Here is a 13763-nt window from a genome sequence, read left to right on the forward strand (position 1 = left end):
TCGCTGCCCGCTGCGTGTTATGCCACCGGCGAGGAGGCCTTGCCCCGCGCAATACTGGACGCCGACGCGGCCGCGTGGTTTGTAGCCAGTGTCTGGCGGCACACCCTTTTTCTCGACGCAACGGCGCAGGCGGCGTTTCTCGCATCACTCTGGGACGACGTCAGTCTGTGTGCCGACTTCCTGGTTCGCTGGAGTCATGGGCCGCTGGGCGAGCCGCTTCCGGCTTTCGAGCCCGCCTCGATGCGCGACTGGACTTCGCTCGAGTCTCTGCTCGCGTTCTATCTGGGAATCGAAAGCGCCGCCCGCATCGCCGGGAGCGTGGGTCAAGCCGTGCCCGCGCCGTGGGAACAACAGCGCCGCGAACTGCAGTCCCTGATCCAGTTGCGGCTGGCACGGCTGGATACGCCGGAAGCGTGGCCCGAAACCATGAGTTGCTGGCTGGATGGGGTGTTGTCCGAAGACCATTGGCTGCGCAAGCCGATGCGCGCCGGCGACAGGACGTGGGTGCCGGTCGACCATGACACGATTGCGGTTCCGGAGCCCGTGACTTCGGTCGGGCCGGATGCGCTGAATGCCGCTTTCACCCTCCTGCGGCTGCTGGGCGCGGGGCCAGTCTTGGGACTGTCATGACGGCGCTTGCCGTGGCTTCCGGAGCAAGACCGGCGATACGGCAAGGCCCGCCAACAGCGTGAGCACGGACAAGGCCAGCCCAATGCGGAAACTCAGGGGAGTGTAACGGAACTCTACCGTGTGCGCGCCTGCCGGCAGGAGAATGCCGCGAAACGCGTAGTAGGCCGGGAACACCTCCGTGCGGCGCCCGTCGATATAGGCATGCCATCCAGGAAAGAAGCCGTCCGCCAAGACCAAGGCGCAATCCCGGTCGGCCTCGGCGCGCAGGCGCACGACCGTCGGGCCGTAGGATTCCACAGAGACGGAACCCGGTGAATCGAGCCCCACGGCGGCGGGCAGCGGGCTTCCTTTCGGCGCGCGGTCCGTCACCACTTCGCGCTTGGGGTCGTAGTCCTTGCTGCGCATGACGTCAAACAAGGCGGCGACGTCCGCAATCTCGCGCACCGCGCTTACCAGGAAGGCACGGGGTTGCGCGCGCAGATTCTCATAGACCGATACGCCCTCAATCTCGTGGACAAACCGGAAGATGTCCGCGTCGTCGAATGCAAAGGCGGGCCGCCGGAAGACGCCGTCTTCCATCTCGGGGTGCCGCAAGTAGAACCGGATGTTGCACACGGGTTCCATGCTGTTCCAGAGGTCCGTGTTGAGGGTACGCGCGAAATGGATGATCCTCTCGGGGTACAAGCCATCGTAGCCCATCCATTCCTGCACGCCGAAACCGGCGCATACGCCGGGTGCGCCCAGCGCGCCGCCCGGCTCGATACGCAGAGGCTCGCCCTGTGCGCGCAAATACCGAAAGAGCTCCGTATCGGGATACGCGTATTGCGCCGGCAGCGCCGGGTTGATGCGCCAGCCCGCCGCGATGAGGTCCGCGGCAAGCAAGGCGGCCATCAGCGTTCCGATGAGCCTGGGACGCGGCCTGACGGTGTGCGCCGCCAACAGGAGCAATCCCAAGACCGCCACGGCGGCGATTGTGGTCACCTGCCGCCACACCAGGCCGGAAACCTCGTAGGCCTCGATAATCCTTGCATAGAATTGGAGCGCTGCATAGACCAGCGCGCAGGCCGGGACCAGCGGGACGGCGGTCCAGGCCAGTTCGCGCAGGCGCCGGGGACGCGACAGCCAGCCGTCGAGCCCGGTCGCGCCGAGAACGGCGACGGCGAACAGCCCGAAGCCGATGTGGTAGTTCTGCCGCAACGACTCGAATCCGGGCAATTGGTGCAGCAGCGAAAGCCCCGGCGCGTTGAACGCGGACAGAATGGCGGCCGCGGCGGCAATCGCCAGTGCGATCAGCGGCCGTTTCCGGCCGCCGAGTTCCTTTCGTTGCGCGAATAGCAGGGCCGCGGCGATCCATATCAGGATGCCCGGATAGATCGCGTAGCGGTTGCCGTCCTGGTCGCCCCAGAAGTTGTAGTGCGCCTCCGCGCCATAAAAGCGCGGCACGAACAAGCCGACGGACGTATTCGGCAGGAGTTCTGACGTGAAACTGCCGAACTCGCGGTGGGAGAAGGTGTAACTGTTGAGCAGATACTCGACGAAGGGCAGCCACTGCACCGCGGAGACGAGCAGGGCGGCCGTCCAGCCCACGGCGCACGCCGCGGCTGCGCGGCCCCAGAAAGCGCCGCGCCGCCATTCCAGGAGCATGCGCAGCACAAAATAGACGCCCGCGTTGAAGCACATCGCGAAAGCGGTTTCCGGGTGGCCCGCCAGCAGTATCAGGGCGCCGCCCGCCGCGATGGCGGCAACGGCGCGGCGATACGCCCCGGCGCAGGCCAGTTCCACGCCCAGGAAGACCACGGGCAGCCATGCGCTAACGTCGGGCAAGGGCCAGCACGCCCAGAACTGGTTGTACGTGCAGAGCATCCACGCGAGCGAGAGGAAGCGCGCCGAGGCCGGCCGCAGGCGCATGCCCCGCGCGCACAGGTAGGCCGTCATGCCGCACAGCCAGAGTTTCAGAAGCACGTACAGGGACGTGGCGAAAGGTATGTCGGGTAACAGGTGCAGGAGCCGGGGCGGATAGAAGACGGCGCTCTGGCAATTGGCCATCAGGGGGATGCCGGCGCACTCGGCAGGGTTCCATAACGGCCATTCCCCCCGCTCAAGCGCCGTTCGGGCAAGCACGAACATGGGATGGAATACGGAGATGACATCCGCCATGAGCGGATTCTGGGGGCGCTCCCACCCGGGCGGTTTGTGCTGGCCCCACGACGGCAGGCTGAAGAGCAAATCGGCGGCGGTGATGACCTCGCCGCGATAGAACACCGCGGGAAACATGATGGCGAGAATCGCGACGAGCAGAATCCCGTGCAGCAGAGGCTCGCGCAGGCGCAGAGGCGTAGTATCTATCGTTGGCGGCTGCACAGTGAACGTTTCCTCCCCGGCAACACGTGTCCGCAAGGACTCAGTTCATATAGCCCAGAGCGCGCATCGCTTCCGTCAGTTCCGGGGCCAGTTGCCCGTCTGGAAGCTGTTCCGCCGCGGGCGTGTACCACGCATACACGGCGAACCGCCGCGGCAGCAACGCCATATCATACGCCGCCGGGCTGTCGATAATCTTATCGAGCGGCAGGGGCGCGCCGTCCAGCGGCGCATGGGCGCGCGACGCGCCGAGAAACACGGCGTCTTCCGGCACCTGCTTGTCGTTCGCCGTGACTCGCAGGGCGGCGCTCGCGCCGTGCGGCAGATCCACGCAAACGCGGGCGCCGTCGCACTGATACCGCTCGTGCCACACGCGCGCATCCGGGAAGAAGCGGTCCTTGGCGCCCATGTCCAGTTCCACGATGAGGCGACCCGCCTCACGCCTGACGCGGGTCATCTCCTCCGGGTAAAAGACGCGGCACGGGCTGTCGCCCGCATGGTCGAGGACTATCTCGACGCGGCCCGCCTCCTCGGGGCCGCTGGTAACCAGCACGTGCAACCCGCGGGCCCCATGCACGGCCATGCGCGCGAGGTGCGCCAGCAGCCGGGCGCCGCCTTGTGGCGGCGCTTGCATGGGCGCAAGTTCCCCCGGGTCGGCCTGGAGGTCGAACCACTGCGCGCGGCCGGCGAGCTCGTCGTTGATGTGCTTCACGGCCGCGGTCTTGACGGCGCGCATGCAGGCGCCATCGAGGCGCAGGTCCGCGAAGACGATGTGGTCTGTTGTTGCGCTTGCCGCAGAGAGGTCCGTCGCGAAACTGACGCCCTCAAACCGGGGTTCGGGCGGCAGGCCGAGCAATTCCAACAGCGTGGGGGCAATGTCTGACATTTCATGGAGCGCGTCATGCGTCGTCCCGGCGTGTGCGCCGCCCGGAAGCTTGAGGATGCAAGGGACCCGCAGTTGTTCCTCATACAAGGTCTTGCCGTGGTCCACGCCGCCGTGCTCCCAGAATTCCTCGCCATGGTCCGACAGAACGAGCGTCAGCGTATTGTCATAGAGACCGAGTTCGCGCAGGGTGTCCAGCAATTCGCCGGTCAAGGCGTCCGCATACGCGATCTCGGCGTCGTACGCGTCGATGGCGCGCTGCCGCTCGTCCGCGCCCGCGGAAGCGAACGCGGAAGCGAACGGTTCCGGCGGCGTGTAGGGCCCGTGCGGGCTCATGAGATGAACATAGAGAAACCAGGGGCGCCCGGCAAGCCCGCGCAGCGCCTCGGCCGCGAGCGCCACCGCGTCCGCGTCTTTCTCGGATACGTGCCATTCCTCGGCGCGGACGTTGACGTAACGGTCGAACTCAATGCCCATGTTCCACGTGGGCAGGCAATGCAGATTCGTGACGAAGCCCTGCGATTCATAGCCCGCCGCCCGCAATGCGTCCGCCAGCGTGGGCACATCGGCGCGGCGCTTGTCCACGCGGTCCTGCGCGCCGTGGGTGTTCGGGTACGTGCCCGTGAGCAGCGAGGCCACGGAGGGCCGCGTCCACGAAGAGGGCGGCGTGAGCCCCCGGATCAGGGCGGCGTCGCGAGCGAGCGCGTCCAGATGCGGCGTCGTTTCGCGCGCGTACCCGAAACAGCCGGCGTGGTCCTGGCGCAAGGTGTCAATGAGCACGATCAACACATTCGGGCGCCGGCTTGCGGGCGGGCGCACCTCGCAGGGGCCGACCCACACCGGATGCTTGCTCTCGATCCAGACGCGGCACGGCAAGCCCGCGAAACCGGCCCGAGAGAGGTCCAGGCGCCGGTCCACCCAGCCGCTGACGCCCGCCGTCGCGAATTCGGCGGCGCGGCGGTCCCCCGCGTAGACCCGCACGCGGATGGGCTCGAAACCTTCGTCGAGTACGCCGATGCGCAGGAACGCGTCTTGAGGAATGGCTCCCAGTTCGACCACCTGCCCCGCGACGCGCCGCGCGCCGCGCCATTCCCTGTCCCGGTGCACGGTCTTGGCGTTCAGGTTGCTCCATGACAACACAGGCCGGGTTTGCCAGGGAAGTTCGGTGCAGCCGGCGGGAAGCAGCAAGAGAAGCGCGATACCCAGCCACCCCGTCGCGCGGATGCGAAACGCTGACGCCATGCAGCGAGCGGCCGCGTCAGGCGATGTGGACCGTGTTCTTGCCTGCCCGTTTGGCCTTGTATAACGCCTCATCGGCACAGCGGACCAATGTCTCCGCCTGAAGTTGTTCCGAGTACTGGGCGACACCGATGCTCATCGATGTGCCGTAGTGTTCGATCTTCTGGAACTCCGTGCGCATCCGTTCGGCGACGAGAGCGCAGTTTTCGCGGTCCGCGCCGACCAGGATCACGGCAAATTCGTCGCCGCCCAGGCGAAACCCGTCGTCCGAGGTGGCGCGCACGCTCTTATTAATCACATCGGCCATCGCGATGAGCAACTTGTCGCCGGCCTGATGGCCGTGGGTGTCGTTACAGGCCTTGAAATTGTCCAGGTCGATGAACATGAGCCCGAGCGGCAGGCTGCGTTCGCGGGCGCGGACGATGGCGGCCTCGATCCGGTTCTGGAACGAACGCTTGTTCAGCAGGCCGGTAAGGCCGTCTTTTTGCGCTGCTTCGGCAAGCTGCTGGTCGAAGAGGATCTTCTCCGTGACGTCCTTGAAGGACAGGAAGATGATGCGCTGGTATCCAGCATCGATGAATGTGGCGGTCAGGTCGGCATGCACGACGCGGCCGCTCGGGCAGGGGATGCTCAGATCTCCCATGGCGCCTTTGCCGCCGTGGGCGCAAATCATCAGCCACTGTTCAAGGCGGATGCGGTCCACGGGGCCGAACAGGTCGAAGACGGGCATGCCCACCAGGGCGGACACGCCGCGCTCGGAGAGGTCGCGGAAGGCGTGGTTGGCGTCCACGATGCAATGTTGCACAGCGTCCACCAGGAGCATGCCGTCCATGTTGAGTTCAAACAGGCTGCGATACTTGCCTTCGGCGAGTTGCTGCGCTTGGCGCGCGTCGCGTTCCCGGAAGAGGCGGACCAGCTTGGCCTCGAGTTCCGCGGGCGGAAAGGGCTTGCGGATGAAGTCGTCCGCGCCGGCGTGCACCACGTCCACGAACGGGAAATCGGTCGGGTAGCCGGTCATCGCGATGATGTTGATGCCGGGATTTCCGGAACGAAGCGCGGCGATCAGGTCCAAACCGTGGGCGCCGGGCATGACCAAATCCGTGACTACGATGTCGACCTGGCGCCCTTGCGCGGATAGGAGGGCCTCGTCACCGGTGGACGCAACCAGGAACCGGCAGCCGAGCCGCGATTCGAGCAGCTTGGCCACGAGGTCGCGTGTGTTGGCCTGGTCATCGGCGATTAACACCGTGAAGCCCGAGCCTGACTGCTTTTGCACCGCGGAAGCAACGTCATTCCCCGCCAGATCACCTTTTGCGGAATTGGAATTCAGCACCTTCCGGTGTCCTTCATGTCGTGGGAAAAGCGAGTATAGGCGACGCAGAAAAACCAGTCAAACGGTCGTGCGCATTATTAACAGTTCAACGGAAAGTTTTTCGCTATCCGATGGCGCAAAATGGCGGTCCGCGCGCGGAGAAGCAGACGTGAAGCCGGTGCACTGCATCCACGCAACAACGCGCGGCGCCCTCTCAAGCAATACGCGCGCCCGGCCTCGACGCTGCATGCGCCTGTTCCGCCGTCGCCGCGGCAGTCACGCCGGAGACTGCCGTGATGCCCCGTCCTTGCCGTGCATGTGGCGGCCATATGCGGCGAGCAGCACGATAATGCCCGCGGGGCAGCACGCCACCAGGGCCATGCCGAGCGCGAGCCCGCTGTGTTCCGCGATGATGCCCAAGGCCCAAGGCATGACGAAGCAGCCGGCGTTTCCGGCGGCGGCGAGGAGCGCGAACATCGAAGCGCCGCCGTGAGGGAACCGGTCCGCGGTGAGGCCGAGCGTGGTGGGCCAGAGGCAACTGACGGCAAGCCCGCAGAGGACGCATGCGGCGCACGCAAGGTCGCGTTGCGGCGCCCCGGTTCCCGCCACTATCAGCAGGACGAGCAGGACGCATGCGCCGCGCAAGAGGGGTACCGCCCGCACACGGCGGGCCGCCAGGGCGGCGAGCACGCGGCCCACAATCATCGCCACGGAAAACCCGGCCAGCGCCATGGCGGCTTGCGCCTTCGTGTAGCCCAGCACGCGCTCGACATACGCGGGCAGCCACTGCGCGACGCCCTGTTCCGACGCGCCCGCCAGCGCGACCACGGCCAGCCCCGCCAGGAACGCGGGCGCGTGCAGCAGTTCGCGCACTGCCACGCGCGAGGCGTCCCGGTGCACGAGCGGGGGCAGGCGCAAAGGCGTGAAACCCGCCGCAATCGCCGCCGGGCACGCGATAAGGGCGAGCGCCAGGATGCGCCAACTGATACCGAAGTGAAGGGCCGCTGAACCGGCCAGGACGGTCAGCACGGCGCCGATGCAGTAGAAGGCGTGGAGCCAGTTCAGCGCGGCGGTGCGGCGCTCCGGCTCGATAGCCGCCACGATGGGGCTCAGGATCATGTCCAGCACGCCCGCGCCCAGGCCGAGCACGGCGCTCGCGGCTAGCAATGCGCCATAGACGCGCGCAGCGGTCAGGAGCGCCAGGCCCGCGACCGTGAGCACCGCGCCCAGCACGGCCAGCGGTTTCGCGCCCCAGCGGTCCGCCAGCGGGCCGCCGCCGAGGATACCCGCGACGAATCCCGCGAAGATCACCGCCGCGACCCGGCCCAACTGCTCGTCGGTCAAACCGGCCGGCCCGCCAAAAGTTTCCTTGAATGTGGTCAGGAATACCGGCGCGAGATTGGAGCCGATGGCGACGCACATCATGCCGCCGTAGCAAAGAGTCAATGGCGCCCATGCGCTCTCTTTGTGTTGTTGCGTGCCACTCACAGCGCGGTTGCTCCCGAATGCTGCCCAATTGCGGCGCCGCGGCCTGTTGCCGGAGCCGTTTCCGCGCGGCCGCGGCGGACCGCCGCATAGTAGCGCATCGCCCCGGGCGCAACAATCCGCGCATACGCGCGATCCGCCGCCTGGAGAAACGGGCCCCGTTGCCCGGAAGCAATCGCCGCGCGCGGCTTGGTTTTCTGGCGAATGCCCGGCTTGATACCCATCGTGATTATACTTATCCTCTCGGAATAAGGAACGGGGGTACTTGCATGGAAGAACCGGTGGACCATTCCGTCTATACCGGGAGCATGCTTTCCGCGACTGGTGCTGCCGGGCCGTCGGGAGACGGCCTGTTTGCCGCTGAGGCGTGGTGGGGGGAGGCGTGTATTCCGGGAATGCTCCGGGAAATTCCGGGCCGCTATGCGGTGGTCCGGGAGCAGGGCAGTGGCGGCATTGGCCGGGTCTTGCTTGTGAGGGATTGCTATCTTAGCCGGGAGATAGCGCTCAAGGAACTGTTGAAGGATACGGAGCCCGACCAGGATACGGTCGCCGAGGGGGAATCGCCCGCCGCGCGCACGCCTGGCGTCGTGAGATTTCTCCGCGAAGCGCGGATCACGGCTCAACTCGAGCACCCCTCCATTGTCCCGATCTATGAGATGGGCCAGCGCGCCGACGGCACGCTGTACTACACCATGAAGTTGATCCGGGGCCGCACCCTGGACCAGGCCATCCAGGATGCCGGCGATCTGGCGCGCCGGCTGGACCTGCTCCCCCATTTCATGAACTTGTGCCACGCGATGGCCTATGCGCACAGCCGGGGCTATGTTCACCGCGACCTCAAGCCCTCGAATGTGCTGGTGGGCGAGTTCGGCGAAACGGTCGTCATCGACTGGGGCCTGGCCACGCGCAAAGGTCAGGTTGAGGAAGCCTTCCCCAGGGCGCCCGTGGCGGAAACGCAACGCGAGCCGGGAGAACGGCTCACGCGCTACGGGCAGTCGCTCGGCACGCCGGGTTATATGTCGCCGGAACAGATACGCGGCGACCTGACGCAAATCGCGGAAGCTTCGGACGTGTACGGGCTGGGCGCCGTCTTGTACGAACTCCTGACGAGCGAGCGTCCCTTCGCGGAGGAGCGCGACCTGCCCGCGCTGTTCCATGCCGTGTTGACGCGCGACCCGGAACCCGTTGAAGTGCTGGAACCGAAGGCACCGGCGGAACTCGCCGCCATTTGCGGACGGGCCATGCGCCGCGAACCCAGCGAGCGCTACGCTACGGCCGGGGAGCTCGTGCAGGAGCTCACGCGCTTCCAGTCGGGCGCGCTAGTGGAAGCATATCGGTATAACCCCATGGACCGGTTGCGCCGCTTTGTGCGCCGTCATGTAACCTTGCTGACGGGCGCTGCCGCCGCGCTCCTGACGGTCCTGCTGACGGGCGCGTTTGCTATCGCCGGCATCGTGCGGCAACAGGCTGAGACCGAACAAGCACTGTACGATGCCTCGATCAATCTCGCGCACAACGCGGTCGACAACCGCCGCTTCGAAGAAGCCGAAGAGGCCCTGGCGCGGGCTCCGGAACTCTACCGCGGCGTGGAATGGGGCCTCGTCAAGGCCATGTGCCATGCGGAGCGGCTGGTGCTGCGCGGGCATACGGACCGGGTGGAATACGCGTTCTACAGCCCGGACGGCACCCGGATTGTCACCTGCGCCCATGATTTCTCCGCGTTTCTCTGGGACGCGCGAAGCGGCGAGAAGCTGCACGAATTCATCCTTCCCAACGAATTCTTTCACCGGGGCGTATGGAGTCCCGACGGCAGGTACCTCATCCTGGCAACGATGTCGGAACGCTTGTGCGTCTATGACGCGCAGAGCTATGCGTTCCTGCACGAAATGGGCGGCTACGCCCCGGCTATTTCGCCCGACGGACGCATCCTCGCGGCGGCCACGCAGTACGGGGAGGTGATCACTTTGTTTGACCCCGCCAACGGCCGGCCGGGACGCATGTTTCCCGCGCTGCCGGAGCATATGATCTATATTGCGTTTTCGCACAGCGGGAAACAGGTTGCCGCGGCCATCGACGACGGAAGCGTCTGGCTCTGGTCGCTCGATTCGGACGACGCATGGCACACCCCCCCGGTTCACGCGCCGTCGGCGCGTTGCGTCGCCTTCAGTCCCGACGATGCGTTTCTGTTTTCCGGGGGGACGGACCGCGAAGGCGTTCTCTGGAATGCGCGGACAGGCGAGGAAGTACGCCGTTTCACGGGGCACGAAGCGGGGATCACGGAAGCCCATTTCTTGCCCGGCGGCGGGCGCGTATTGACTTCGAGCAAAGACCGGACCGTACGGATATGGGACACTGCTACCGGCCAGGAGGTGGCCCGGCATGAAGGGTTCTCGAGCCCCCTGGAGTTCGTCAACCTGAGTCCGGACGGGTCGGAGTTCATCACGCATATTGACTCGACCGTCAGCCGCATGTCCGCCATTATCTGCCCCGTGGTTCCCCTGGAAAAGCGCCGGACCCTGGCCGCTCACACGGGGCCGGTGAACTCCGTCGCGTTCAGCCCCGACGGCACGCTGCTCGCCAGTGGCGGCGGCTCCTGGCGCTATGAGGACGACGACCGCGTCATCCTGTGGAACCTGCGCGACAACAGCATCCGCCGTGAAATCACGACGGGACACGGTCCGGTTCACAGCGTTTGTTTCTATGCGAACGGCGCGTGCATCGCCGCGGGCAACCAGGACGGCACGGCTTCGCTGTATGACGCGGCGACGGGGGAATGCCTGCAAACGATCGCCGCGCATTCGGACGTCTGCCGCAGCGTGGCCGTAAGCCCGGATGAAAAGGTTCTCGCCACGGGGTCCTGGGACGGCTCGGCTGTTCTCTGGGACATGGCCACGGGCGAGCGCCGCGCGCAGGTTGAGGCCGACCCGCGCCGCGTGGACGTCGTCATTTTCTCGCCGGATGGGCGGCTGCTGCTGACGGGGGGCATGGACCCTAACGTGCGCGTGTGGGACGTCGCCACCGGGGCAATGACCGGCATCCTCACTTCGCCCGAGAATCAGCGGGTCAGCGCGATCGCATTCAGCCCCGACGAACGCCGCGTGGCGACGGGGGGCGACATGGGCCGTGTGTTTCTCTGGGACCTTGAAATGGGGAAAATCGTTCGCGAATTCCGCGGGCACAAGTCTATTGTCTACGCGGTGGTATTCTCCGCCGACGGGCGCAGGCTCATTACGGCGGGCAAGGACCTGGCATTGTGGTTCTGGGATGTGGAATCGGGGCGGCCGGTGCTTTTCCTGGAGCGCCACAAGGAGACGGTGAACGCGCTGGTCATTCGGAGCGACAACGGCATGCTCGTCTCGGCCAGTGACGATGCCACCGTCGTGCTGTGGCCGATCCTCCCTTGGCGTGTCACGCCATGAGCTTCAAAGATGCCATGGGCTTCAAAGATGCCGGAAGGGCGTTGCGTCTGCTATAATCCCGCCGGTCGAATGCGTTGCAGGTGGTCGGGGCAGGAAACAGCACGCAGTGAAGCTGGAACTAGTCGCAGTTTCGGGTAAGTGGAAGGGGTATGCGTGGCCGGTCGGTGATGCGCCGCTGACGATGGGGCGCGGCGAGGATGTCACGGTCCAGGTCGCGCATCGTACCGTTTCGCGGCATCATTGCGAAATCCGGCGCGATGGGGACCAGGTGCGGTTCCGCGACCTGGGCAGCCGCAACCCGGCCCTCGTCAATGGCGTTCCGTTTCGCGAGGGCGTCTTGAGTATCGGAGACGAACTGGCGGTTGGGCCCGCCATCTTCGTATTGACGAACTCGGCCTATGCGGGCCGGCGGGAGTCCCCGCAGCCCGGGGATGCCGAAACACGGTCGTGGGCGGACGACGCCGTCTTGGCCGATACGCCGTCGGGGGACTACAGTCAGGAAGGGGGGAGACCGCGAACCGTTGACGACCTGGCCTTGCTCTACAACGTGTCCCGGGAATTCGGACGTTGCCTGACTACGGGGGAACTGCATACGTCGCTCGGGCGTCATCTGGAGGCCAGATTCCACCCTTCCGTCTGGTGGCTGGCGCGCGTGGGCGGTGACGGGGAACTGCTCCTGGACGAAACGGCCGCGCCGCGGTCCGGCGAACGCGCGGCGCCCCCGCCGGCGCTGCTGCAGCGGTGCCTGCGGGAACGGCGCAGCCTCGTTGGCCCCCCGGGTGGCAAGCCGGCCGATTCGGAGGAGTTCCTGCTTGCGGCGCCCGTGTATTTCGCCGGCGTGGACCTCGGCGTGCTGGCCTTGCGGCGGGGGGCGTCCGCGAATGGCGGCCAGGAGGGGGAACTGGTCATCCTGACGCTGCTCGCGCGTTCCCTAGCGCCGTTTCTCTACGCCCTGGAAAACCTGGAACAGCTGCGGCGGGACCACGAACTGTTCCGTTCGCGGGCGGGCGAATCCGAAACGCTGATCGGCGTCAGCCGCGCGATGGCCCAGGTCCGCAAGCGGATAGCCGAAGTGGCCAAGTCGGACCTGCCGGTCCTGATTTCCGGGGAAACCGGGACGGGCAAGGAAGTGGCCGCGCGCATGCTCCTGGCACGTTCGGCCCGGCATGCCCGCCCCTTCATCGTTGTGAATTGCGCCGCCATCCCGCGCGAGCTGTTCGAAAGCGAATTGTTCGGCCACGAAAAGGGGGCGTACACGGGCGCGACGGAAGCCCGGTCCGGGCTGTTGGAGCAAGCCGACGGCGGCACCCTGTTCCTCGACGAAGTGGGCGACCTCACGCTCGATAACCAGGCGCGTATCCTGCGCGTTGCCGAGACGGGCGCCTTCCGGCGCATCGGCTCCGGGCGGGAGTCGCGCGTGGACGTGCGGGTCATCTCCGCCACCAACAAGGACCTCAAGGACGCCATCAGGAGCGGCGCGTTCCGCGAAGACCTGTATCATCGCCTGAACGGTTTCGAAATCCACATACCCCCGTTGCGCGAGCGGCCCAGCGACATTCCCGTGCTCACCCGGCATTTCTTCGAGATGGGCAGGACCCAGGCGCGCATACCGCTGACGGATATCGGCCCCGGCGTGTTCGAATATTTCGGCCGCTACGCCTGGCCGGGAAACGTGCGGGAACTCCGAAGCTGCATGCAGCGCGCCATCGCCCTTGCGCGCAATCCCGTTATCCAGCTTGAGGACGTCCTGGCCCGCAGTCAGTATGCCGTGCAATGGCCAGGCGAAACCGGCCCCTCGGCATTGCGCGAAGTGGAACGGCGCCACATCGAAGCGGTGCTCGCTGCGTGCGAGGGAGACATCCAGCAGACCGCGAAGGTGCTGGAAATCGGCCGGAGCACCCTCTACCGCAAAATGGAAACCTACGGGCTGAAACCGTAGTGCCCGCCTTTCAGAGATACGGTCACGCGTGCGGCGCGCAATATCTTGTCCGCCATTGCCCCTTCGAAGGCGGATGTCCGCGCCTCGTTCTCCGCGCAGGTTGCTCCGCGACAAGAAGACCGCCGCGCAGCAGGCTGCCCGAAAGAAAGCGGCAGCAAGCTACCGCGCTTCCCATGAAACGGGGCGATACGGCAGCGAATCTGTAAGACAGCCCACTTGGCCGCGCGCCCCGCGCCGCCGCCGCTTCTCGGGGTCCGGACGCGCCTGCCGCGCTTCCATTCCCATTTTGGCACAAAAATCGTGTGCCAAAATGGGAATACGATGCTCTTCCCGAACAGGCTTCGGACGCGAACATGCCGGTCTTCTCATTCATAACCCATTGATGGCAAATATCTTGCAACTGCAGCCGCGCCGGATAGGGAGTGTTTGGCACGGATAATGCTCTATCTCCGGCAGCGGGGATTTCAGGCGGCAACGGCGCGCCGGGGGAAGTTGAGG

The 13763-nt window shown here is 66.1% G+C and carries 7 protein-coding genes; 3 read left to right on the forward strand and 4 right to left on the reverse strand.

The features are described 5' to 3' along the window. Window positions 1-630: hypothetical protein (locus KA184_06565; protein MBP8129229.1), on the forward strand; the 630-nt coding region annotated here is incomplete at its 5' end. Here KA184_06565 and KA184_06570 read toward each other — a convergent pair. The 4 genes from KA184_06570 to KA184_06585 form a co-directional block, all read right to left on the reverse strand. Then, window positions 625-2991 (reverse strand): YfhO family protein, encoded by a 2367-nt coding sequence (locus KA184_06570; protein ID MBP8129230.1) that lies wholly within the window; start codon window positions 2989-2991, stop codon window positions 625-627. The genes KA184_06565 and KA184_06570 overlap by 6 nt on opposite strands. Window positions 2992-3031: 40 nt before the next feature. After that, a complete protein-coding gene (locus KA184_06575; protein ID MBP8129231.1) occupies window positions 3032-5113 on the reverse strand; it encodes a sulfatase in 2082 nt (693 codons plus the stop codon). A gap of 16 nt (window positions 5114-5129) precedes the next feature. Then, entirely contained in the window at window positions 5130-6443 is a 1314-nt protein-coding gene (locus KA184_06580; protein MBP8129232.1) for a diguanylate cyclase, read from the reverse strand. Between the two features lie 255 nt (window positions 6444-6698). After that, window positions 6699-7910 (reverse strand): MFS transporter, encoded by a 1212-nt coding sequence (locus KA184_06585; GenBank protein ID MBP8129233.1) that lies wholly within the window; start codon window positions 7908-7910, stop codon window positions 6699-6701. Window positions 7911-8176: 266 nt separating this feature from the next. Here KA184_06585 and KA184_06590 point away from each other — a divergent pair, with 266 nt between their 5' ends. Together KA184_06590 and KA184_06595 are read left to right on the forward strand one after the other, a co-directional pair. Then, window positions 8177-11326, forward strand: coding sequence for a serine/threonine protein kinase (locus tag KA184_06590; GenBank protein MBP8129234.1), 3150 nt, complete (start codon window positions 8177-8179; stop codon window positions 11324-11326). A gap of 106 nt (window positions 11327-11432) precedes the next feature. Then, complete coding sequence (locus tag KA184_06595) at window positions 11433-13265, forward strand: sigma 54-interacting transcriptional regulator (protein MBP8129235.1); 1833 nt, start codon at window positions 11433-11435, stop codon at window positions 13263-13265. The last annotated feature ends 498 nt before the right edge of the window (window positions 13266-13763 follow it).

It is taken from the genome of Candidatus Hydrogenedentota bacterium (assembly GCA_018005585.1).
In the GTDB taxonomy this organism is placed as follows: domain Bacteria; phylum Hydrogenedentota; class Hydrogenedentia; order Hydrogenedentales; family JAGMZX01; genus JAGMZX01.